This window comes from Phocaeicola dorei (assembly GCF_013009555.1).
Classification (GTDB): domain Bacteria; phylum Bacteroidota; class Bacteroidia; order Bacteroidales; family Bacteroidaceae; genus Phocaeicola; species Phocaeicola dorei.
In genome coordinates, this window is the sequence record NZ_CP046176.1 from 4,438,459 (window position 1) to 4,461,464 (window position 23,006).

Genomic DNA, 23,006 nt, shown 5'->3' on the forward strand with positions numbered 1-23,006 from the left:
ATGCATCAATATGCCAATGTGTCAATTGCCATGTGGACATAGCGCAGCACATTGGCAAATCAGCACATTAGCAAATTATTTAAACAGCTTTTCCAAATCATCTTCATTAATCACAGAAAGAACCGTTTTACCATCCGGAGTATAATTAGGGGTAGCCACAGCAAATAAGCCATCCACCAAACCAGTCATTTCTTCATTCGTCAACACTTGTCCGGGAACAATTGCCGTCGCTTTTGCCAAAGTCAATGCCAAAATACTCTGCACCTCTTCTTTTACTTTGCCACCTTTTTCCATAGCAGTGTGCACCATATTTTGGATCAAGTCTATCGGGTTAAGGCCTTCAATACCTGCAGGAACACCGTTTATGGCATAACTTCCTCCTCCCAAATCAGTCAGTTCAAATCCTAGGAAAGACAAGTCTTCCATAATTTCCTGCAAAATAGCAACTTCGGAAAGTGGAAACTGTACAATGTCTGGAAACAACATTCCTTGAGAAATACCTTGACGACGACTTATCTGATCTATATACTTGTCATATAAAATACGGATATGGGCACGCTGCTGATCAATGATCATTAACCCGGACTTTACAGAAGTCAAAATAAAACGTCCTTTAAACTGATAATGCTGGCCGGATTTCTCACTGACTGAAGAGTCCTCCACATGATCATACAATCCGGGATTTTCCTCCGCAGGAGAAGTCTCTTCCGCCCTATAATCATTCTCGTCAGGATGAAAGTTTTGAGAAGAAGCATGACGTTCCAGCCCCGCATACAGTTGTTCCCAGTCCTTACTAGGCTTTGAATAAGAGGAGGGAGGAGCAGCCGAAACATTAAAAGGATTATAATCAGGATTATAAGTCGTCTTTGGTGGCTGTATACCAGTGTATGGAGATGCATCAAAGGCTGGAATATCCGGCATTCCCTCCGTGTCAAAATCAATAGAAGGTACCGCATTGAACTTACCTAGAGTTTCTTTCACGGCAGCCGCCAATATCTGCCAGATGGCTTGCTCGTTCTCAAACTTTATCTCTGTTTTAGTAGGATGTATGTTCACATCAATATTAGCAGGATTCACCTCAAAATAAATGAAATAAGATACTTGCTCACCCACGGGAACTAACTGCTCGTATGCATCCATGATAGCCTTATGAAAATAAGGATGGCGCATATATCGCCCGTTTACAAAAAAATATTGGCGGGCTCCTTTCTTACGGGCTGTTTCAGGTTTTCCTACAAACCCGGAAACACGGACCATTGTAGTATCTACATCCAGCGATAACAACTCCTGATTTATTTTCTTTCCGAAAACTCCCATGATACGTTGGCGCAACTGAAGTGCAGGAAGATTGAACAGTTCCGCCCCATTATGGTGCAAAGTGAAAGACACCTCCGGATTAACCAATACAATCCGTTCAAACTCCGTCAATATATTACTCAGCTCCGTCTGATTCGATTTCAAGAACTTACGACGCGCCGGTACATTAAAGAATAAATTCTTCACACAGAAGCTACTACCTTTCGGGCACGAAACCGCTTCCTGTCCCTCTACCTTGGAACCGGATATCGTCAACATCGTTCCCAATTCCTCCCCTTCCATACGAGTACGAAGCTCCACCTGAGCCACAGCGGCAATAGAAGCCAAAGCCTCTCCACGAAATCCCATGGTATGCAAAGCAAATAAATCAGCAGCTTCACGAATTTTAGAAGTCGCATGGCGCTCAAAAGACAAACGTGCATCTGTTTCCGACATACCTTTTCCATCATCAATCACCTGAATGGAAGTCTTTCCTGCATCCACAACCAACACATCAACGTGCTGCGCACCTGCATCGATAGCATTCTCCACCAATTCTTTAATCACTGATGCAGGACGCTGAATCACCTCTCCCGCTGCTATCTGATTGGCAACGGAATCCGGCAGCAAACGGATAATATCGCTCATATATCTTATAAACTTGCGTAATTAAAAAGTAAACTCACCGGTCACCAGGTAATGCAAAATATACAACAAAACCAAAATGGCCACAAACAAAGCCCCATAAGTCATTGGCTTACGTCCGCTTTCTTTTCTGCGTTTTAAATGCTTAGTACCTTCAACGAACTTTCCACGGATATCTTCCGGAGAAAATTCTTTGGGAGGAAGCATACCCAAATCGCGTTTAGCTTTCTCCTCCAGTTTCTGCAGCTTCTCCTTCCGTTCATCCACATAAATATATTGATGGTTGAAACGGCGGGGCTTTTCCATCTTAAACATTCCCATAGCTATTTCTTTTTATTAAATAAATTATGATTGGGCAAAGGAACAGCACTCCGATTGCTCTTCTTCAACTCCTGACCAGCTTTCTTTCCACGCCACTCAAAGATATCCTCTTTATCAAGCGGACGGATATAATCAAACCACACAAAGTTATCCAGCTTCATCTTCTCCGGCGGACGTTGAAGCATAGGATAAAGAGTACCGTTCGATTTCGGACTCATAATCATTTTTTTCATCTTTCGGTTCTCCAAAAACATATTCAGCAGACTGGTTTCAGAAACATTCATTCCAATCAGCGTACTGTCGCTTTCCATCGGATAATATACCAGACGAACCGAACCGATCACATCTACTTTGCGCATCTCACCGCCTTGAAACCAAGCCTTCATCTCTTTTCCTGTCACCTGATTATAACTAGTAGAATCCAGTTGCTCTACAGACAAAGCCTGGTTCTGAATATGCGCCCAGTCTATCGTACTGTCATTCATATAAATCATGATTTTCTCTCCCAACAACTGCTGGTTATTATTCCACAGTATAGGGTCATAATACATGGTCAAGCAACTATCCTTAGAGGAAAAGACCAACGAGTCACATACCCCCTGCACATCCGCGCGATACATACGCACTTTATGATACGCCCGCGTTTCCCGGAACATAGAATCAGTATTCAAATAATAGGTATACATTTGCAATGTATCGGCATGCATAAACAAACTGTCACCTTGTGAATAATCCACTACTACCGCTTTTTTAGTAGCAAAAGCATACTTGGTCAATTCATTATAATAACAATAATCACCAGTCAGCATATTCTTGTTTACTGTATCTGTCATGATCACATTATCAAACGCCTCCCCGTATCCTTTTACACGATCATAAAACAGACTGTCTCCTATCAAACGCTTCCCCTCATTGGTCAGCACGGAACGGTCCAACAATTCTGCCTGCCCTATCTGAGTATTATAAAAACCCAATTCTGAATAAATATGGTTAGCATCACTGACAATATCAGACGGGCCAAGGATATTAGCAATTTTGGTTGCTGTGCTGTATCGTAATGTATCGGAAGTCAAAGTAAACTTAGGATTGACCAACTTCACATCATAATTGAACACAGATATTTTGGTAGCCGGACTATATTCCCCCCATTCCGAAGTCAATACATTTTCCTCGTCCATCAATGTCCCGCCATCAAAGTAGTATCCCAAATTATAAATACGATCGTAGTTTAAACTATCTGTCAACAAAGTCGTGTTCTTGTTTTCCATACGCACATTATAGCGTACCTGGGCAATCTGGGTATTCCCGTCATAAAACAAATAGTCCCCATACAGAAACAAGGTATCCCCCTGCACCATCTTCACATTGTCAAAAGCTTCCAGCGAATTCGTTTTCTCATAGAAACAAGCACTGTCACAATACATATATACACTGTCGTGACGGAACGCAACGTTTCCAATCAGAATCTGTGCATCCGGGTCTGGATTCAACGGACTTTTCTTCAACACATCCGAATGCAACAGATACACCTTACTTTTAGCCGGTTTCTGTTCCCCTTTTTTAGCTGGTCTCACTTGAGCCAGCAAGCAAAAGCCGAACAGGCACAGGACACTTACCACAAGTATCCTATGCCTGCCCGAAGAGTATGTATTCTTTCTTTTTCCAAGCATATACTTTATACACTACATTATTTCTTTACCCAACCTGGATATTTGAAATCACATTTCTGCCACTTCTCATTAATACGCACATAGGTATGTTTTTGTTTATCCTTGATCCACTTGTCAAGTTTTTCTTCACTGCGTTTTTCCATCACGATGCCTTTCAGGCGTTGGTAGTCTTCCGTAATGGTTGCCTTATGCCCGTTCAAGCGGGTTTTCAATTTCACGATAGCGCAAATTTCCTTTCCTTTTGCATTAATCATGGTAAAAGGTTTGGAAATTTCCCCCACATTCATGCCTTCCACCATCTTTGCAGCCTCTTGTGACACCTGTGCCAATTGTTGCATTTCAAAACGCGCCGTACCAGTCTGCGGATTCGCCATCAAACCATGGTTGTTACGCGTATCCTTATCGTGAGAGATATAAGTAGCGGCATCATCAAAAGTAAATTTCTCATTACGGATATCATTGGCAATAGAATCCAAACGTAACAAAGCTGCTTCCAGATCTTTTTCATCCACTTTCGGTTTTAACAAGATATGGCGGGTATTGATACGGTCACCACGTTTTTCGATCAACTGGATAATATGGAAGCCAAATTCAGACTCCACAATCTTGGATACCTTGTTAGGGTCTTGCAGATTGAATGCCACATTCGCATATTCAGGTACCAACTCAGCCCTGCCCATAAATCCGAGTTCACCACCACGACGGCGTGAACCTTCATCTTCCGAATACAGACGCGCCAAAGTAGAGAAAGCTATTTCACCGGAAGTAACACGTTCCGTATAGTCACGCAAAGTCTTCTTCACACGCTCAATTTCTTCCTGCGGAATCTTAGGTTCCATAGTAATGATCTGCACTTCTACCTGAGTAGGAATAAAAGGAATACTGTCTTGAGGAAGATCCTTGAAATAACGACGGACTTCGGCTGGAGTAATCTTGATATCCCCCACAATCTGCTGCTGCATTTTCTGTACCGTTTTTCCATCACGTATATTCTCGCGGAGCATTTCGCGTATTTGTGTAGAAGTCTTATTATAATATTCTTCTACTTTTTCCTTAGAACCAATCTGATCAATCAGCCAATTTGTACGTCTTTCCACATCACTGATAATTTCCTGTTCGGAAACCTCAATACTATCAATAGCAGCCTGATGAAGAAATAATTTCTGAATGGCAAGCTGTTCCGGAATAATACAATACGGATCACCATCAAACTTACGACCTTCATACTGGGCATTCAGACGCTCATTCTCTACATCCGATTTAAGAATGGCCTCGTCACCTACTACCCATACAACCTCGTCTATCACATTGTCCTGCCCGTATACAGAAACGGCAGCAAACAGCATCAACACCAGTGCATAAACTTTGGTACACATCAATTTATTCATTTGAATTCAAATAATAGTAATTAATCTTGTTCCTATCTGAAGCACGTTGGTATAACTCTTCTTTGACTTTATTTATAAAATCAACCCGCTTCAGGTTTATTAAAATCTCCTTAATTTCTTTTCTTGCAAAATCCAACGGCCTCTGTTCATCCTTACCCAAGAATTCTTCCACATGCAGAAAATAGCAAAACGCTGTGTCTTTTACTTCTATATTCCGGTTCTTGTCCAAATAATTCTCATCCGTATCAAGCGCTTTCAAAGGAATCTTGACAGCAATATCGGACAATGGCAGCCATCGGTCATAAAAGTAATCATAGCTTACCGCATTACGTAAGCTGTATTTTTCCAAATTCTCAATAGCATCCTGGTTATTCTTCTTATACCACTTGCGCACACTCGCTAAATCCTGAGAATGGAGAGGTACTTTTATAAACAATCCTTTCACAAAAGGATGTTCCGTATGAAACAGCTCCTTATTTTTCTCATAATAAGCGCTGATTTCCTCATCACTTATCTCATTTGCCAATTTCTGATTAACCAGTTCCTCCTGATACGTATGCATAATCAACGCCCTGCGATAGTTCTCCACCAGTTTGGCAATCTTCGCGTTATCAGGAATATTCCCTTCCGCCTTATCAAAAAGCAGCACATCTTCCACCCAATTCCTTATATAGTGTTCGGCAAACAAGACACTATCATCTTTTGAAATATTAAAAGGAAGTGCAGCCTGCAAGTCTTCTTTATAGAGATATTCACCGGCTACTTCCACTAAAGGAGTTTTTCCCTTATGGTCGTGCTCCGGACCGCACCCCGACAAAACACCCGCAATAACAAGTAACACTCCCCAGTTTTTCACGATATTCATATAACATTAAAATAGTGAACGAAGATACTGCAATAATTAATTACTTCCGTTATTATTAACTGTTTTTAAAACCTCTTGGTTAATTTCAACCTTATATTTCCGCTTCAAATCTTTCAACCAGGCATCCTGATAAACAGCCTGATAATCTTTGATAACCGCATCCTTTACGTCCTCATAACTCTCCGGACCTTTTTTCAGTTTCTTTCCCATCACAAAAACATAAGGCAAAGCGGGATCGGGCTGAAAGTCACCACATTTAAAAACCAGCTTATCAATATATCTATTGGTTCCTATCTGAAAGACACCTGTTTCTATACGAGCTTTGGGAAAAGAAGCGTTTCCAATCAGTCTATGCAATACATCTTCCCATTGGGATACCGGCTTTCTTTTCAGTTGTTTCTTAATGGCAGAAGCCATCTTTTTATCCTTACAATGAATCACTGCTCCACGGTAGTGCGGCAAATCCCAAGAATAATCCGATTTATGCTGTTTGAAAAAATGCTCCAAGTCACTTTCCTGCCAAGTTCCATCACCCGACTGATATTTTTGCGATAAACAGGCGGCAAGTAACCCATCATGTAATTCCTGCACCTGAAATGCCAGCCTTTCTCTCTGCCCGGCAGAAAGTTCCTGCCAGGTACGATTACCATTTTTCTCCAGATAATTCAATAATTGTTCCCGTTTCTCTTCAAAACTAATTCCAGGCTTGCGGTCTATCCATTTTATAATATGAATTCCCATAGGAGAATAAAAAGGAGCTGAAATCTTATTCTTTTCCAGAGAAGCCAGTTTATCTATCCATTCTTGCATATTTTTATTCACAGGCATCCAAGGTAACAGCCCTCCCATATTCTTACAAGTCGTATCATCTGAATACCGGCAAGCCAACGCAGAAAAATCCGCACCTCCCTGCAATGCTGCATAAACAGAATCCATTTGCTGCAATACCCTCAATTCATCTTGACGACCGACATTCTGAGGCAGGTATTTACTGATATGAGCAATTCTTATCCAATCATTCGTCTGTAGGCGTTGCTCACTTCGCAGGTATAGCTGACGGACTGTCTGCTCTTCCTTCTCAGCATCCACCAGATATTTTTTCAGCAGCTTACCACGATACCAAGCCATCTGCCTGCGGAATGCCGATAAAGTATCAATTCCCGTATCATGAGCATAGTGTACTTTTAATTTATAGTTGATAAAAGAAGATAGAAAAGAATCCGGAGTATGCTTATGGCTTTTACGAAAATAGTATTCAAATTCAGTGCGTTTTACCGGTTCTCCACCAATAGATAACACAACTTCTCCTTGCGCCCGCATTTTGAACGCGAACACAAGGAGAAGCGACAGAATACCGACAACTCTACGCGGCATCATTTATAAGTTTTTATTGAGGACGGCTATAGTTAGGAGCCTCACTAGTTATAGCGACATCATGCGGATGACTTTCCAGGACACCTGCATTCGTGATGCGGGTAAATTTGGCATCGTGCAACTGCTCTATATTGGCAGCGCCACAGTATCCCATACCTGCACGAAGACCGCCTACCAACTGATAGATTACTTCATACAAAGTACCTTTATAAGGAACACGGGCTGCAATACCTTCCGGAACCAGTTTCTTCACATCAGCAGTTCCACTCTGGAAATAACGGTCTTTCGAGCCATTCTCCATCGCTTCCAAAGAACCCATACCCCGATAAGACTTGAATTTACGTCCGTTGAAGATAATTGTATCACCCGGTGACTCTTCCGTTCCGGCAACCAGCGAACCAATCATCACACTATACCCACCGGCAGCCAAAGCCTTCACTACATCTCCCGAATAACGCAGACCACCGTCGGCAATCAAAGGTATACCGGTGCCTTTCAGTGCTTTGGCAACATCATATACGGCAGAAAGCTGAGGAACACCCACACCGGCAACCACACGGGTAGTACAGATAGAGCCCGGACCTATCCCGACTTTCACCCCGTCCGCACCGGCTTCCACCAGCATCTTGGCGGCTTCGCCCGTAGCGATATTACCTACCACAATATCAATGTTCGGGAAGCGTTTCTTGGCCTCTTTCAATTTTTCAATCACATACATGGAATGTCCGTGGGCAGTATCAATAACGATAGCATCCGCACCGGCATCCACCAAAGCCTGCATACGATCCAATGTATCGGCAGTCACACCTACACCGGCAGCTACGCGCAAACGGCCTTTGGCATCCTTGCAAGCCATCGGTTTATCCTTTGCTTTTGTAATATCTTTATAGGTAATAAGACCTACCAGTTTACCGTCCTTATCTACCACAGGCAATTTTTCAATCTTATGTTCTTGCAGAATCTGCGAAGCAGCCTCCATGTCAGTGGACTGGTTGGTAGTCACAATGTTCTCCTTCGTCATTACCTCATCAATACGTTTGTCCATATCCTTCTCAAAACGAAGGTCACGGTTCGTCACAATACCTACCAAATATCTTTCATCGTCTACTACAGGGATACCGCCGATTCTATATTCAGACATCAACGCAAGTGCATCTCTCACAGTAGATCCTCTCTTGATAGTTACGGGATCATAAATCATACCGTTTTCCGCACGTTTCACTATAGCTACCTGACGTGCCTGTTCTTCAATAGACATGTTTTTGTGAATCACACCGATCCCCCCTTCACGGGCAATGGCAATGGCCATTTTCGCTTCCGTAACCGTATCCATAGCGGCAGTCACAAAGGGAACTTTCAACTCGATGTTGCGTGAGAACTTAGTCGTGAGTTCGACTGTTTTTGGTAAAACTTCAGAATAGGCAGGGATCAACAATACATCGTCGTAGGTTAATCCGTCCATTACGATTTTATCTGCAATAAATGACATAGGGCTTTATGCGTTTAGATTTTATTGCGTGCAAATATACGCATTTTATTCAATATGGGAAAACGATGGAATATTTTTTTGTTAAGAAGAAAGGAATTTTAGTAGAACATGTCTTCCTTTATATCTTCCCCTGCATTTTGCAAGGATAACTCAACAACTTACTCTATCTCATCCCTAATAACAAAAAATAAAAAGAAAGCTGTCTATATAATGAATGTGACACTGATACAAGAAAAGCCAGACTTGGAGTTATGCAAGCCCGGCTTTCTTATTATTATCAAAACAACCAAAGATAAATCAATTTGCCATTTCAGAAATAAACTTAATACGAACCAACCGGATTTCATCCTCGGTATAGTCATCACCCAGCTCATCCATCGCGTCATCTATTTTATCTGTTGTAGATTCCTTGAAGTAATCATAAATATCGTTCAAATGGTCTTCATCCATAATTTCCTCTAGGAAGTAATCAATATTCAGCTTAGTCCCCGAATAAACGATAGCCTCTACTTCATCCAATAATTCACCGAACTCCAATCCCTTTGACACAGCAATGTCGTCCAAGGCCACCTTCCGGTCAATAGCCTGAATGATGGACACCTTCAGTTTGGATTTATTGGCCACTGTACGGACACGCAAATCCTCCGGACGCTCTATTTCATTTTCCTCACAATGCTTCTTTATCAATACGCAGAACTCCTGGCCATAACGTTTTGCCTTTCCAGCACCTACGCCCGGAATATTCTGCAATTCTTCCAAAGTCACCGGATAAATAGTAGCCATCGCCTCCAAAGAAGGATCCTGGAAAATAACATACGGCGGCACATCCAGTTTCTTGGACAGCTTCTTACGCAAATCTTTCAACATAGAGTAAAGCACAGGGTCTACTGCACAAGAAGCACCTCCCCGAACCGGAGTTTCTTCTTCCTCCTCCTCGAAATCATTATCTTCAACAATCTTGAAGGATTTCGGTTTTTTCAAGAATTTATGTCCTTCGGGAGTAACCTTCAATAGACCGTAATTCTCTACGTCTTTACTTAAATAACCCGCTATCAAAGCCTGACGGATGACAGCATTCCACATTTTTTCTTCTTCTCCCATGCCTGAACCGAATACTTCCAGTTCTTCATGTTTATGAGCAAGTACTTCTGACGTTTCCTTACCCAAAAGAATATCAATTATATAATCTGCTTTAAAGTTTTCTTTCACTGCTATGATTGCTTCAATCACAGCACATAATGAATCCTGAGCCTCCACTTGCTTTTTAGGATTTAAACAATTATCACAATTTCCACAATTCTCCTCTGTATATTCTTCCCCAAAATAATGTAACAATGATTTACGACGGCATATAGAAGACTCTGCGTATGCAGCTGTTTCCAACAGCAACTGTTTACCGATTTCCTGCTCTGCCACAGGCTTTCCCTGCATAAACTTCTCCAGCTTCTGCAAGTCCTTGTTAGAATAGAACGTAATACACTGACCTTCCCCTCCGTCACGACCGGCTCTCCCCGTTTCCTGATAATAACCTTCCAGACTTTTCGGAATATCATAATGTATCACAAAGCGCACATCGGGTTTGTCAATTCCCATCCCAAAAGCGATGGTAGCTACAATCACATCTATATCCTCTTTCAAGAACCCGTCTTGATTGGCTGTGCGTGTAGCAGAATCCATACCGGCATGATAAGCACGCGCATTGATTCCGTTAGCTTGAAGCACTTCAGCCAATTCTTCCACCTTCTTACGGCTCAAACAGTAGATAATACCTGATTTACCTGGATTAGCCTTGATAAACTTGATAATATCCCTGTCAATATTATTTGTCTTCGAGCGCACTTCGTAATACAGGTTCGGACGATTGAAAGAGGACTTGAACTCCTGCGCATCCTGCATACCCAAATTTTTCTGAATATCCATACGCACTTTCGGAGTTGCAGTAGCAGTAAGGGCAATCACCGGCGCCTTTCCTATTTCATTGATAATAGGACGGATACGACGGTACTCCGGACGGAAGTCATGCCCCCATTCCGAAATACAGTGTGCTTCATCCACCGCATAAAATGAAATCTTCACTCCTTTCAAGAAATCTACATTCTCCTCCTTTGTCAAAGATTCGGGAGCAACGTAGAGCAATTTGGTTTTGCCGCTCAGGATATCCGATTTAACCTGGTCTATAGCCGATTTGTTCAATGACGAATTAATAAAGTGTGCTACTCCGTCCTCCTCACTGAAATTACGCATGGCATCCACCTGGTTTTTCATCAATGCAATTAAAGGAGATATAACGATTGCTGTTCCATCCATGATAAGGGATGGCAACTGATAGCATAACGATTTACCACCGCCCGTAGGCATCAAAACAAATGTATCATTTCCGGCAAGCAGATTACGGATGATCGCTTCCTGATTACCTTTGAAAGTATCAAATCCAAAATACTTTTTTAATGCGTCCGTTAAATTTATATTCTCCGTCATTGTATCAATAGTTTTTCACGGTTTTCCCGATTTCTTGTTTTACATCTTTTGTTGCCTAACAAAGTTATAAACAAGTTCTCAAATTACACGAATATTTCGGGTAATATTTTTCAGAAGAATTGCATTTTTTCTTTCTCTCTCCCTTTATATCTTGATACTAAGCTGTTTGCATCCGCGAGATATTCGCTTTTCCCATCTGCTGTTTTGCAAAATCAAGTGTCACTTCATACTTTTTCGCTTTCTGAGAGGGAATTTCAAACATAACGTCCATCATGATCGTTTCCACAATGGAACGTAATCCGCGTGCTCCTAACTTATACTCAATAGCTTTGTCTACAATATATTCGAATACTTCGGGCTGAAATTCCAGCTTGACTCCATCCATTTCAAATAATTTAATATACTGCTTGATAATGGAATTCTTCGGTTCCGTCAAGATATTGCGCAAAGCGGTTCTATCCAACGGATTCAGGTAAGTCAAAATGGGCAGACGGCCTATGATTTCAGGAATCAGCCCGAATGATTTCAAATCCTGAGGGGCAATATATTGCATCAAGTTGCCACGGTCTATCTTCACCACGTCCTTCGCCGCACTATAACCTACCACATGCGTATTCAAACGTTGTGCAATTTTGCGTTCAATACCATCAAACGCCCCACCACAAATAAACAGAATGTTTTTCGTATTGACCGGAATCATTTTCTGGTCGGGGTGTTTACGTCCTCCCTGAGGCGGTACATTCACTATAGATCCTTCCAACAATTTCAACAGACCTTGTTGTACACCTTCACCACTTACATCACGAGTAATGGAGGGGTTATCTCCTTTACGGGCAATCTTGTCAATCTCATCAATAAATACGATGCCTCTTTCAGCTTCCGCCACATTATAATCTGCCACTTGAAGCAAACGGGTTAAAAGACTCTCAATATCTTCACCCACATAACCGGCCTCTGTCAGCACGGTGGCATCAACAATGGTAAACGGCACATGCAATAATTTGGCAATAGTGCGTGCCAGCAACGTTTTTCCCGTCCCCGTACTACCTACCATAATGATATTGGACTTTTCAATCTCGATATCATCCTTATCCACTTTTTGGAGCAGACGCTTGTAATGATTGTACACGGCAACGGAAAGATAGCGTTTCGCGTCATCTTGACCAATAATGTATTGGTCAAGAAATTCTTTAATTTCCTTTGGTTTCGGAAGTTCCTTCAAGTTCAACTCACCCGGTGCACCTTTTTTTTGATGCATGGCCTCCTGCATAATTTCATATGCCTGCTCCGAGCAACTGTCACAAATGCAACCGTTCATTCCGGTTATCAGAAATCCGACTTCATTTTCCGAACGTCCGCAGAAACTACATTTCCTTCTACTGTTTCTAGGTGTTTTATTATCTTCCAATGTTTATTCCTTTAAATATTCAAGTTTCCCTAATGCGTCTTTAAAAAAGAAGCCTACATTAAATGATAGCAGAAACTTGAGTTGTTTTTAGTACTGTTATTCTTTTCAAATGGAAATAAATACATTATAGAGTAGCCGGTTTGCGTGACAGCACCTCATCAATCATACCATATTCCTTAGCCTCCTGAGCTGTCATCCAGTAGTCACGGTCAGAGTCCGCCCATACTTTGTCAAAATCCGTATGAGAGTGATCTGCAATAATGGTATACAGTTCTTTCTTCAACTTTTGGATTTCACGGGCCGTGATCTCAATATCCGAAGCCTGTCCTTGCGCGCCTCCCATCGGCTGATGAATCATCACGCGTGAGTGAGTCAACGCAGAACGTTTACCTTCTGTTCCCGCAACCAACAGCACGGCAGCCATCGAAGCGGCCATACCTGTACAGATCGTGGCAACATCACTATTGATGAACTGCATGGTATCATAAATACCTAATCCAGCGTAAACAGATCCTCCGGGAGAATTGATATAAATAGATATATCTTTACCAGACTCTACTGAGTCCAAATATAAAAGCTGCGCCTGGAGTGTATTAGCTGTATAATCATCAATCTGTGTACCCAGAAAAATAATTCTGTCCATCATCAGTCGGGAAAACACATCCAACTGAGTCACATTCAACTGACGCTCCTCCAAAATATAAGGATTCAGATATCCTTGCGACTTGATGACATCATCCAGCACCATACTGTTCATACCCAAATGCTTGGTAGCAAATTTTCTAAAATCATCCATAATCTAATGGTTTAGTTATTAGTAACAAAAAAGGGTTTTCAACCCCTATTTTTCAAACAAACAAAAGTACAAAAAAATACGGTTAACGTATCTAATACTCTTATCTATAACGAAAATTTATGGTCAAAAACCCTTTTTTTAGAAAGTTTTAGCAATCACTTACTTCGACTTACTAAGTTATTATTCAAACATTTTGTTGAATTCTTCCATAGAAACCGTTTTGTGGTTCAAAGTAGCCTTAGCTTTCAATGCGGCAGAAAGTTTGCTTTCAGCAGCACGGTTTACCAAACCTTCTACAGATTCCTGCTTCTTCAACATTTCTTTTGCATAGTTCTCTAGAACATCTTCAGGGATATTCAACATTCCGTATTGAGCAAACTGAATACGAGTTGCTTCCTTGGCCATATTCATCACATCAGCTTGTTCCACTTTAATATCATTATTCTTGAGCAATTGCTCTTTAATCAGATGCCAAGTCAGCTCTTCAATACTCTTGTCATAGTTTTCAGCGACAAAAGCTTCACCCTTCTCTTCATTATTCAGCAACATGATACGCTTCAGCAACGCGTCGGGGAATTCCAACTTACCAATCTTGTTAACCAAATATTCACGAACATCAATCAAGAATTTATAATCGCTATCTGATTCGAACTGCTTTGCAATTCCTTCTTTGATCTTAGCGCGAAATTCTTCCTCACTGCTTACAGCGCCTTCGCCAAATACATTATCGAACAATTCCTGATTCAACTCAGCGGGAACCATACGGGTAATCTCTTCAATCTGGAAACTGAAGTTACCTTTCACACCAGCAACTTCCTCTTTCTTAATCTTCAATAAAGAAGAAAGTTCAGCTTCATTATTATCAAATGCTACAGCAGGGTTAAATACCAGTACATCATTTACTTTAGCACCGTTAAATATAGCCTTTTGCTCATCATTCTTCATATAAGCCGGCATCATTACCGCACCTTCTACCTGAATACCGCCTTCTTTAGTATTTCCATTTTCATCCAATTCAGCCAACAGACCTTTAATCATGTCTTTGTCTTCATACTGCTCTACTTTATCATATTTTGCAGCACGCTGAGTGTACATTTTAACTTGCTGGTCTATCAGTTCGTCTGAAACTTCGATCGTATAGTAATCAATTGTATCTGCTGATGAGATTTCTGCTGTGAATTCAGGAGCCAAAGCAATATCAAATACAAATTCGAAATCTTCCTGAGTATCGAAATCAATAGGAGCCATCTTCTCTTCGTTAGGCAACGGCATACCCAACATATTCACTTTATTATCGCGGATATATTCGTTTACCTTTTCCTGCATCATTTTGTCAACCTCTTCTACAAGAACAGACTTACCAAACTGTTTTTTAATCAAACTCATAGGCACCATACCCGGACGGAAACCCGGAATATTAGCTTTCTGACGATAAGTCTTCAATGTCTTTTCTACTCTTGCCTGATAATCAGCCTTTTCCAGCTTCAAAGTAAGCAATGCGCTCACTTTGTCAACGTTTTGCAATGAAATATTCATTCTGAACTTTATTTATTTAATTATTACTTCTTTCTGTTTTTAACCAAAGAGGTTGCAAAATTAGTGTTTAATCTTTCAATTACCAAATACACAGACTAAAAAATACTAATTGACAGCAGAAAGTATTTATTTAAAATGATCGGGCAAGAAACTGATTCAAAAAAAAGAAAAAAAAGTCGTTTTTTTTCTTGCAAATTCAAAATTTATGCGTTCCTTTGTGTCCGACTGGTGATACTAATTATAGCTAGTGATTTTTATTACAAGGTTTTACTTTTGTACGAATAGCACTTATGTAAACTCTCTGTCGTTCGAATCCCCTACTTCATTAATAATCACCATTCAGAGAGTATTTTTTATTTTATTTATTTTTATTTTTTCACTTATGAACATGTATGTTGGAAACCTTAACTACCGTGTTAAGGAAGGAGATTTGGAACAAGCAATGGCGGCTTATGGAGTTGTTACTTCTGTAAAAGTTATCAAAGACCGCGAAACAGGTAAATCTAAAGGATTTGCGTTTGTTGAAATGGAAAATGATGCAGAAGCAGCCCAGGCCATGAATGAACTGAACGGTTCGGAATTCATGGGACGCCAATTGGTAATCAAGGAAGCAAGACCTAGAGACTAATTACTTATCTGATACAATCAAAAAAAGCTCTGAACAGATTCAGAGCTTTTTTTATATCCCACGTCTCCGGTTTTATACATTGTTTTCCTGCCTGTCCTTTTCCGCCAATTGAAAGTCCTTACGGCGAAGCACAAAATTAGTACCTAGATATTTCTCACGGACAACAGGATTTTCCGCTAGTTCTTCAGGGGTTCCCTGAAACAGAATCTTTCCTTCAAATAACAGATACGCACGGTCGGTCAAGCGTAACGTTTCCAATGCATTATGGTCGGTAATTAAAATACCGATATTTTTATCCTTCAATTTCCATACAATGTGCTGGATATCCTCTACAGCAATAGGGTCTACTCCTGCAAAGGGTTCATCCAACATAATGAATTTAGGATCGATAGCCAGACAACGTGCAATCTCCGTACGACGACGCTCACCTCCAGAAAGTTGGTCTCCCAAATTCTTACGTACTTTCTGCAAACGGAACTCGGCAATCAAACTTTCCAGTTTGTCCTTTTGATATTCCGGAGTAGTATTAGTTAACTCTAACACAGAGGCAATATTATCCTCCACACTCATCTTACGAAAGACAGAAGCCTCCTGCGCTAAATATCCAATACCATTCTGAGCACGCTTATATACAGGATAACTGGTAATATCCAAGTCATTTAGGAATATATGCCCCTCATTCGGCACGATAAGTCCCGTAGTCATATAAAATGAAGTAGTCTTACCGGCACCATTCGGTCCCAGCAGCCCTACAATCTCTCCCTGTTTCACATCAAAAGAAACATGACTTACTACCGTACGCTTGCCGTATTTCTTCACCAGATTTTCTGTACGAAGTATCATACGGTTGTCTTCGCTCACCGTATTTTGTTGTTCTATTTCCTGCTCTGACATATCCATGTATTTTGCGACAAAAATACTAAAAAAGTTTAGGAAACGCATAACAGAACAGAAAATCAGAACTTCTTTTGCATTTATATAGACAAAAAAGGCTACTTTTGCAGGAAATTGTGAAAACTATGATGATAAGACCCATAACAACCGTAGGGAAATATATCATGCTGATGGGACGTACTTTTGCTCGTCCGGAACGTATGCGTATGTTTTTCAAGCAATATCTCAATGAGATGGTACAGTTGGGAGTAAATTCCATCGGTATTGTACTGCTGATTTCTTTTTTCATTGGTGCCGTAATTACCATTCAAATCAAATTAAACATCGAAAGCCCGTGGATGCCTCGTTTTGTGGTAGGCTACACCACTCGCGAAATCATGTTATTGGAATTCTCCTCCTCCATCATGTGTTTGATCCTGGCAGGAAAGGTAGGTTCTAATATTGCCTCCGAAATAGGCACCATGCGTGTAACCCAACAGATTGACGCATTGGAAATCATGGGAGTCAATTCTGCTGGATACCTTATTCTTCCTAAAATTATAGCTTTAATGACAATGATTCCTTTTTTGGTTATTTTCAGCATATTCTCGGGAATTATTGGTGCTTTTTGCACCTGTTGGTTCGGAGGAGTCATGAATGCCGAGGATTTGGCCTATGGTCTGCAATATAGTTTTCAGGAATGGTTTGTATGGTGCAGTTTTATTAAATCTATCTTTTTCGCTTTCATTATTTCCAGTGTATCTGCTTATTTCGGTTACACGGTAGAAGGAGGTTCTATTGCAGTAGGTAAAGCCAGTACAGATTCTGTGGTAATGAGCAGTGTGCTTATTCTATTTTCCGATTTAGTATTAACACAACTTTTAATGGGATGATACAAGTTAAATCATTATATAAATCATTCGAGGGAAAAGACGTATTGGTGGATATCAATGCTACTTTTAACAATGGTAAAACTAATCTGATTATCGGTCAAAGCGGTTCTGGAAAAACTGTATTGATGAAGTGTATCGTCGGTCTGTTGACTCCTGAAAAGGGCGAGATCCTGTATGACGGACGCAACTTCCTTAACATGAATAAAAAAGAAAAAAAGACATTGCGCCGCGAAATGGGAATGATTTTCCAAAGTGCTGCCTTGTTCGACTCTCTTACCGTACTAGAGAATGTAATGTTTCCATTGGATATGTTTTCCAACGACACGTATCGTGATCGTGTAAAGCGTGCCCAGTTCTGTTTAGACCGTGTAAACTTAATGGAAGCGCAGAACAAGTATCCGGGAGAAATTAGTGGAGGTATGCAGAAACGTGTAGCTATAGCACGTGCCATAGCTTTGAATCCTCAATATTTATTTTGCGACGAACCCAATTCCGGTCTGGACCCAAAGACCTCATTGGTTATCGATGAACTGATTCACGACATTACCACTGAATACAACATGACAACCATTATCAATACCCACGATATGAACTCCGTAATGGGAATCGGTGACAGTATTCTCTACATCTACCAAGGGCATAAAGAATGGGAAGGGACAAAAGATGATGTGTTTACTGCTACCAATGAACGGCTGAATAATTTTATCTTCGCCTCTGATCTGCTCCGCAAGGTAAGAGAAGTGGAAGAACATAGAAAATAATAATAAAATGATTAGTGGTTAATAATCTGGGAATATCACGGCGAAGCCCATTAACCAAATCATTAACCACTAACCACTATTTTTATTTCTGTCTGATAAAGATATTTATCGGTGTTCCTGACAAATTCCATTTCTCACGTATCTTGTTTTCAAGAAAACGCTTATAAGGCTCTTTCACGTATTGAGGCAAATTAGCAAAGAACACAAAAGAAGGAACCTGCGTGTTTGGCAACTGCGTACAATATTTAATCTTGATATACTTACCCTTATTTGAAGGAGGCGGATAAGCCTCGATCAACGGAAGCATTTCTTCGTTCAGACGAGCTGTCGGAATACGGGTAGTACGTGCCTGATATACCTCTTTTGCAGTTTCCAGCACCTTGAAAATACGTTGTTTTGTCAAAGCGGAAGCAAAGATGATGGGAAAATCAACAAACGGTGCCAGACGGGAACGAATGGCTTCCTCATAAGTTTTCATCACTTTGGCATCCTTATTCTCTACCAAATCCCATTTGTTCACCACTACTACCAAACCTTTCTGGTTACGTTGAATGAGAGAGAAAATATTCAAATCCTGTCCTTCAATGCCACGACTGGCATCCAGCATAAGAATACACACGTCCGAATTCTCAATAGAACGGATAGAACGGATGACAGAATAATATTCCAAATCCTCATTTACCTTATTCTTCTTACGGATACCGGCAGTATCTACCAGATAAAAGTCAAAACCAAACTTTTCATAACGGGTATAGATAGAATCGCGGGTAGTACCTGCAATCTCTGTTACAATATTACGGTCCTCCCCGATAAAGGCATTGATAATAGAAGATTTCCCGGCATTCGGACGTCCTACTACTGCAAAACGAGGGATATCCTCATCCAGCAGTTCTTCACCCTCCTTACTGAATTTACCTACCACTAGATCCAACAATTCCCCTGTACCGCTTCCGCTCAATGCAGAAATACAATAAGGATCACCTAGACCCAATTTATAAAATTCGGCGGCATTATATTGCAATTCATTATTATCAGTCTTGTTAGCTACCATAATAACAGGTTTCTTTGTACGCCGCAAAATAGAGGCTACAGCCATATCCAAATCGGTAACCCCGTTCACTACATCCACAACAAACAAGATTACATCCGCTTCATCTATGGCCAGACTTACCTGTTTACGGATCTCTTCCTCAAAAACATCACCCGAGTTTACCACCCATCCACCGGTATCAACGACAGAAAACTCATGTCCCACCCATTCCGACTTGCCATATTGGCGGTCGCGGGTAGTTCCTGCCTGCTCGTTTACAATTGCCTGACGCGTTTTGGTCAGACGATTAAAAAGTGTAGACTTTCCCACATTGGGACGTCCTACGATTGCTACTAAATTTCCCATTTTCTTTCTTGTTTTACGGCTATCACAGTCGATTTTAATCCATTTGATACCCAAAGTTCTTCAATTCTTTGTCCGAGCTTCTCCAATCCTTATCAACTTTCACAAAGGTTTCCAGATAAATAGACTTTTGGAAGAAATGTTCCAACGTTTTACGAGCCTCGGTAGCCACCTTCTTCAGTGCCCTGCCCTGCTTACCTATAATAATACCTTTTTGCGATTCACGCTCCACATAAATCACAGCATTGATATGGATACTCTTAGCATCTTCCTTAAAGTGCTCCACTACCACTTCTACAGAATAAGGAATCTCTTTATCATAATAAAGCAGAATCTTCTCGCGGATAATCTCGGTAACAAAGAAACGTGCCGGTTTATCTGTCCATTGATCTTTCCCGAAATAGGGAGGTGAATCGGGCAGCAACTCCCTGATACGCTTCATTACCGTATCCACATTGAATTTAGAAGTAGCAGAAATCGGAATAATTTCAGCTTGAGGAAGCTGTTCGTGCCACGCTTCCACCAACTTGACCAAGTCTTCCTGATTGGTCAAATCTATTTTATTAATTAACAATAAGACAGGAACCTTGACATTACGAACTTTCTCTATAAAGTCCACATTTTTATCTGTTTTCTCTACCACATCTGTCACATACAGCAATATATCCGCATCCACCAACGCCGACTCTGAGAAGTTCAACATAGATTCCTGTAACTTGTAGTTTGGCTTCACCACTCCCGGAGTGTCCGAGAATACAATCTGCATATCGTCCGTATTCAAGATTCCCATGATACGATGACGAGTTGTCTGCGACTTGAACGTTGCAATAGAAATACGTTCCCCCACCAGCAAATTCATCAGTGTTGACTTACCTACGTTGGGGTTTCCTACTATGTTTACAAATCCTGCCTTATGCATAATTCTTTCATTTTATTGGCTACAGACAAAAAAACGCATCGGAATACGGATGCGTTCATTTGTATTTGTAGTTTAATGATTATTATCTCTTACTACCATCGTAACCCCATTTCACATAAACGGCTCCATAGGTAAAACCTGCACCGAAAGCTGTAAATATCAGGTTATCTCCTTTCTTCAGCTGCTTTTCGTAATCCCAAAGACACAACGGAAGTGTAGCACCACTAGTATTACCATATCGCTGAATATTGATCATTACCTTCTCCAAGGGAACTTCCAGACGAGAAGCTACCGCATCAATAATACGCAGATTAGCCTGATGAGGAATTACCCAGTCGATATTATCTTTATTCAAACCATTCTTTTCGGCAATAGTCGCTGTAATATCCGACATATTGGAAACAGCATATTTAAATACTGTTCTTCCTTCCTGATAAAGGTAATGCATCTTATGATCAACAGTGAAATAAGAAGGAGGACATACAGAGCCACCGGCTTTCATGTGAAGAAAAGGAAGCCCCTTACCATCTGTACGAAGAATAGAATCCATAATACCATAATCTTCTGTAGTAGCTTCCACCATACATGCTGCTGCACCATCACCAAAGATAGGACACGTTGCACGATCCTGGTAATTTACCATAGATGACATCTTATCTGCACCGACAATAATAATCTTTTTATGTCTGCCCGATGCGATAAGTGAAGCAGCTGTTTCCATTAAATACAAAAATCCGCAGCAGGCAGCCTGCAAATCAAATGCAAATGCATTTTTCAATCCCAGCTTATCACACAGGATAGAAGCAGTGGAAGGGAAATGATAGTCAGGAGTAGTAGTTGCTACGATTACTGCGTCAATGTCATCCGGATTAGAAGCTGTTTTCTGCATCAGTTGTTTGGCAGCCTTACGCGCCATATACGATGTACCCAATCCTTCTTCATTCAGAATACGTCTTTCTTTAACTCCGATTCGAGTCATAATCCATTCATCATTGGTATCTACCATTCTTGAAATCTCTTCATTAGTCAAGACATAATCTGGTACATATCCACCGACTCCTGTTATTACTGCATTTATTTTTTCCATCATTCCAATTTAATTAGTTTATACCCTTACAAAAAAGTAGCCGACAGAGCCGAAGCTCGCCGGCTTTATTTTATAAAACGTACAAACGTGTTTAAAGCTACTGATTAGACAGCAGCTTCTTTTTCGATTGCTAACTTACCTCTATAATAACCGCAAGCTCCACATACAGTGTGATAAACATGCCATTCGCCGCAGTTAGGACAGATAGCTAAAGTAGGAGCAACTGCCTTATCATGAGTTCTTCTCTTTGCAGTTCTCGTTTTTGATTGTCTTCTTTTAGGATGTGCCATTTTTCTAAACTTTAATTATTATCTAATATTTTCTTTAATTCATTCCATCTCGGATCTATTTCCTGAGGCCCTTCGCTAACATCTCCTTCGGGTAACTCCACCGCTATGTCATCATCATCTTCATCGTCCGCAGAAGTACGCAAATGCTTGCTCAGCTTGCCAACCATACCTTTGTTACATTTCCCAGGCGCATGTACATGCTTCATAGGAATATTCAAGGCTATGAACTCATACAAGAACCAGGCAATGTTAATATACCCATCTTCTTCAGGTACTACAACTATGTCACCCTCTTCCGCAAATGAAGAACCTAATTTTACTTTCAGTTTATCTGAAGTTGAAACAGGTAATTCCATTTCATCCAAGCAACGGTCACACGGTACAATGACAAAGCCTTCAGTTTGAAAATCCAACAGAAAAACACCGGATGTTTTTTTCACATTCAGTTCTACTGTCAGTTTTCCCTTCTGTACTTCCGGTCCATCCAGATCTACAAAGAATTGATTATCCAGCGTAAACTCATACTTAGCAGAGTCCGCTTTCATATTCTTCAATTCAACCTTATATTTATCAAACTTTCCCAAAGCAATACTATATAAATCGGGCGACAAAGATACGAATAATATTCCAATATGTATAATATAAGTGCGTATTTTTCAAATATAAATTAGACATATATTATTTTTAGCGTATAATTTAGCGTTTTTTTTGAAGTGTGTTTGCCCTTCATATCTCATATCAGTGTTTCCATCGTACACTTTTTCCCTTTATACTACACCATCCTTTTTCGGTTCATGCAGCTTGCATAAAGGCGCTATAATCATCTTCCGTTTCTCTGTTAGGCGGGCCTTCAGACCTGCCTGTTCTATTTCCCGCCTTTTTCCAAGGCATGAGTG

At 40.7% G+C, this 23,006-nt stretch carries 20 protein-coding genes; 3 read left to right on the forward strand and 17 right to left on the reverse strand.

What is annotated here, in order from left to right; translation table 11 throughout:
• Nucleotides 1-75: 75 nt before the first annotated feature.
• From mutL to tig, 11 genes are all read right to left on the reverse strand, one after another.
• Complete coding sequence (mutL, locus tag GKD17_RS18345; RefSeq protein ID WP_007830861.1) at nt 76-1,944, reverse strand: DNA mismatch repair endonuclease MutL; 1,869 nt, start codon at nt 1,942-1,944, stop codon at nt 76-78.
• Nucleotides 1,945-1,965: 21 nt separating this feature from the next.
• Nucleotides 1,966-2,262 carry a hypothetical protein gene (locus GKD17_RS18350; protein ID WP_007830860.1) on the reverse strand — a complete coding sequence of 99 codons (297 nt, stop codon included), beginning with the start codon at nt 2,260-2,262 and terminating at the stop codon, nt 1,966-1,968.
• A 2-nt stretch (nt 2,263-2,264) separates the two neighbouring features.
• Nucleotides 2,265-3,932: an OstA-like protein gene (locus tag GKD17_RS18355; protein ID WP_007830856.1), complete on the reverse strand. Its 1,668-nt coding sequence runs from the start codon at nt 3,930-3,932 to the stop codon at nt 2,265-2,267.
• A gap of 17 nt (nt 3,933-3,949) precedes the next feature.
• Nucleotides 3,950-5,308 (reverse strand): peptidylprolyl isomerase, encoded by a 1,359-nt coding sequence (locus GKD17_RS18360; protein WP_007846843.1) that lies wholly within the window; start codon nt 5,306-5,308, stop codon nt 3,950-3,952.
• Nucleotides 5,309-5,312: 4 nt separating this feature from the next.
• Nucleotides 5,313-6,185, reverse strand: coding sequence for a peptidyl-prolyl cis-trans isomerase (locus GKD17_RS18365; RefSeq protein WP_007830853.1), 873 nt, complete (start codon nt 6,183-6,185; stop codon nt 5,313-5,315).
• A 36-nt stretch (nt 6,186-6,221) separates the two neighbouring features.
• Nucleotides 6,222-7,559, reverse strand: coding sequence for a peptidylprolyl isomerase (locus GKD17_RS18370; RefSeq protein ID WP_032934388.1), 1,338 nt, complete (start codon nt 7,557-7,559; stop codon nt 6,222-6,224).
• A 13-nt stretch (nt 7,560-7,572) separates the two neighbouring features.
• Complete coding sequence (gene guaB / locus GKD17_RS18375) at nt 7,573-9,048, reverse strand: IMP dehydrogenase (protein ID WP_007830849.1); 1,476 nt, start codon at nt 9,046-9,048, stop codon at nt 7,573-7,575.
• A 297-nt stretch (nt 9,049-9,345) separates the two neighbouring features.
• Nucleotides 9,346-11,526 (reverse strand): DNA helicase RecQ, encoded by a 2,181-nt coding sequence (gene recQ, locus GKD17_RS18380; protein ID WP_005840213.1) that lies wholly within the window; start codon nt 11,524-11,526, stop codon nt 9,346-9,348.
• A 157-nt stretch (nt 11,527-11,683) separates the two neighbouring features.
• The gene (gene clpX / locus GKD17_RS18385; RefSeq protein WP_007846841.1) at nt 11,684-12,934 is read right to left on the reverse strand and encodes an ATP-dependent Clp protease ATP-binding subunit ClpX; all 1,251 of its coding nucleotides are present in this window, start codon (nt 12,932-12,934) and stop codon (nt 11,684-11,686) included.
• 124 nt (nt 12,935-13,058) lie between these two features.
• A complete protein-coding gene (clpP, locus tag GKD17_RS18390; protein ID WP_007830844.1) occupies nt 13,059-13,730 on the reverse strand; it encodes an ATP-dependent Clp endopeptidase proteolytic subunit ClpP in 672 nt (223 codons plus the stop codon).
• 180 nt (nt 13,731-13,910) lie between these two features.
• Nucleotides 13,911-15,266 carry a trigger factor gene (gene tig / locus GKD17_RS18395; RefSeq protein ID WP_007830842.1) on the reverse strand — a complete coding sequence of 452 codons (1,356 nt, stop codon included), beginning with the start codon at nt 15,264-15,266 and terminating at the stop codon, nt 13,911-13,913.
• 382 nt (nt 15,267-15,648) lie between these two features.
• Between tig and GKD17_RS18400 the strand changes: the two genes are divergently transcribed.
• The gene (locus GKD17_RS18400; protein ID WP_005840220.1) at nt 15,649-15,894 is read left to right on the forward strand and encodes an RNA recognition motif domain-containing protein; all 246 of its coding nucleotides are present in this window, start codon (nt 15,649-15,651) and stop codon (nt 15,892-15,894) included.
• A 72-nt stretch (nt 15,895-15,966) separates the two neighbouring features.
• Here the strand turns inward: GKD17_RS18400 and lptB are convergent, their stop codons facing one another.
• Nucleotides 15,967-16,788, reverse strand: coding sequence for an LPS export ABC transporter ATP-binding protein (gene lptB / locus GKD17_RS18405; RefSeq protein ID WP_008655196.1), 822 nt, complete (start codon nt 16,786-16,788; stop codon nt 15,967-15,969).
• Nucleotides 16,789-16,916: 128 nt separating this feature from the next.
• Between lptB and GKD17_RS18410 the strand changes: the two genes are divergently transcribed.
• Both GKD17_RS18410 and GKD17_RS18415 read left to right on the forward strand, forming a co-directional pair.
• Nucleotides 16,917-17,660 (forward strand): MlaE family ABC transporter permease, encoded by a 744-nt coding sequence (locus GKD17_RS18410; RefSeq protein WP_032934389.1) that lies wholly within the window; start codon nt 16,917-16,919, stop codon nt 17,658-17,660.
• The gene (locus GKD17_RS18415; RefSeq protein WP_007830834.1) at nt 17,657-18,421 is read left to right on the forward strand and encodes an ABC transporter ATP-binding protein; all 765 of its coding nucleotides are present in this window, start codon (nt 17,657-17,659) and stop codon (nt 18,419-18,421) included. The genes GKD17_RS18410 and GKD17_RS18415 overlap by 4 nt, the downstream gene beginning before the upstream one ends.
• An 82-nt stretch (nt 18,422-18,503) precedes the next feature.
• Here the strand turns inward: GKD17_RS18415 and der are convergent, their stop codons facing one another.
• The 5 genes from der to GKD17_RS18440 all read right to left on the reverse strand — a co-directional run bounded on the left by der (nt 18,504) and on the right by GKD17_RS18440 (nt 22,655).
• Entirely contained in the window at nt 18,504-19,817 is a 1,314-nt protein-coding gene (gene der, locus GKD17_RS18420; RefSeq protein ID WP_007855548.1) for a ribosome biogenesis GTPase Der, read from the reverse strand.
• 34 nt (nt 19,818-19,851) lie between these two features.
• Complete coding sequence (gene era / locus GKD17_RS18425; protein ID WP_007830830.1) at nt 19,852-20,733, reverse strand: GTPase Era; 882 nt, start codon at nt 20,731-20,733, stop codon at nt 19,852-19,854.
• Nucleotides 20,734-20,815: 82 nt separating this feature from the next.
• The gene (locus tag GKD17_RS18430) at nt 20,816-21,820 is read right to left on the reverse strand and encodes a beta-ketoacyl-ACP synthase III (protein WP_008655190.1); all 1,005 of its coding nucleotides are present in this window, start codon (nt 21,818-21,820) and stop codon (nt 20,816-20,818) included.
• A 104-nt stretch (nt 21,821-21,924) separates the two neighbouring features.
• Nucleotides 21,925-22,110 carry a 50S ribosomal protein L32 gene (rpmF, locus tag GKD17_RS18435; protein ID WP_002562387.1) on the reverse strand — a complete coding sequence of 62 codons (186 nt, stop codon included), beginning with the start codon at nt 22,108-22,110 and terminating at the stop codon, nt 21,925-21,927.
• An 11-nt stretch (nt 22,111-22,121) separates the two neighbouring features.
• Nucleotides 22,122-22,655 carry a YceD family protein gene (locus GKD17_RS18440; RefSeq protein ID WP_007843675.1) on the reverse strand — a complete coding sequence of 178 codons (534 nt, stop codon included), beginning with the start codon at nt 22,653-22,655 and terminating at the stop codon, nt 22,122-22,124.
• Nucleotides 22,656-23,006: the final 351 nt, after the last annotated feature.

What these genes read in the sequence shown, in the direction of transcription:
- GKD17_RS18415 (WP_007830834.1), top strand. Translation starts at nt 17,657, where the DNA reads ATGATACAAGTTAAATCATTATATAAATCATTCGAGGGAAAAGACGTA.
- rpmF (WP_002562387.1), bottom strand. Translation starts at nt 22,110, where the DNA reads ATGGCACATCCTAAAAGAAGACAATCAAAAACGAGAACTGCAAAGAGA.
- GKD17_RS18370 (WP_032934388.1), bottom strand. Translation starts at nt 7,559, where the DNA reads ATGCCGCGTAGAGTTGTCGGTATTCTGTCGCTTCTCCTTGTGTTCGCG.
- GKD17_RS18410 (WP_032934389.1), top strand. Translation starts at nt 16,917, where the DNA reads ATGATAAGACCCATAACAACCGTAGGGAAATATATCATGCTGATGGGA.
- GKD17_RS18430 (WP_008655190.1), bottom strand. Translation starts at nt 21,820, where the DNA reads ATGGAAAAAATAAATGCAGTAATAACAGGAGTCGGTGGATATGTACCA.
- mutL (WP_007830861.1), bottom strand. Translation starts at nt 1,944, where the DNA reads ATGAGCGATATTATCCGTTTGCTGCCGGATTCCGTTGCCAATCAGATA.
- GKD17_RS18350 (WP_007830860.1), bottom strand. Translation starts at nt 2,262, where the DNA reads ATGGGAATGTTTAAGATGGAAAAGCCCCGCCGTTTCAACCATCAATAT.
- lptB (WP_008655196.1), bottom strand. Translation starts at nt 16,788, where the DNA reads ATGTCAGAGCAGGAAATAGAACAACAAAATACGGTGAGCGAAGACAAC.
- GKD17_RS18360 (WP_007846843.1), bottom strand. Translation starts at nt 5,308, where the DNA reads ATGTGTACCAAAGTTTATGCACTGGTGTTGATGCTGTTTGCTGCCGTT.
- tig (WP_007830842.1), bottom strand. Translation starts at nt 15,266, where the DNA reads ATGAATATTTCATTGCAAAACGTTGACAAAGTGAGCGCATTGCTTACT.
- recQ (WP_005840213.1), bottom strand. Translation starts at nt 11,526, where the DNA reads ATGACGGAGAATATAAATTTAACGGACGCATTAAAAAAGTATTTTGGA.
- GKD17_RS18355 (WP_007830856.1), bottom strand. Translation starts at nt 3,932, where the DNA reads ATGCTTGGAAAAAGAAAGAATACATACTCTTCGGGCAGGCATAGGATA.
- GKD17_RS18440 (WP_007843675.1), bottom strand. Translation starts at nt 22,655, where the DNA reads ATGAAAGCGGACTCTGCTAAGTATGAGTTTACGCTGGATAATCAATTC.
- era (WP_007830830.1), bottom strand. Translation starts at nt 20,733, where the DNA reads ATGCATAAGGCAGGATTTGTAAACATAGTAGGAAACCCCAACGTAGGT.
- guaB (WP_007830849.1), bottom strand. Translation starts at nt 9,048, where the DNA reads ATGTCATTTATTGCAGATAAAATCGTAATGGACGGATTAACCTACGAC.
- GKD17_RS18400 (WP_005840220.1), top strand. Translation starts at nt 15,649, where the DNA reads ATGAACATGTATGTTGGAAACCTTAACTACCGTGTTAAGGAAGGAGAT.
- GKD17_RS18365 (WP_007830853.1), bottom strand. Translation starts at nt 6,185, where the DNA reads ATGAATATCGTGAAAAACTGGGGAGTGTTACTTGTTATTGCGGGTGTT.
- der (WP_007855548.1), bottom strand. Translation starts at nt 19,817, where the DNA reads ATGGGAAATTTAGTAGCAATCGTAGGACGTCCCAATGTGGGAAAGTCT.
- clpP (WP_007830844.1), bottom strand. Translation starts at nt 13,730, where the DNA reads ATGGATGATTTTAGAAAATTTGCTACCAAGCATTTGGGTATGAACAGT.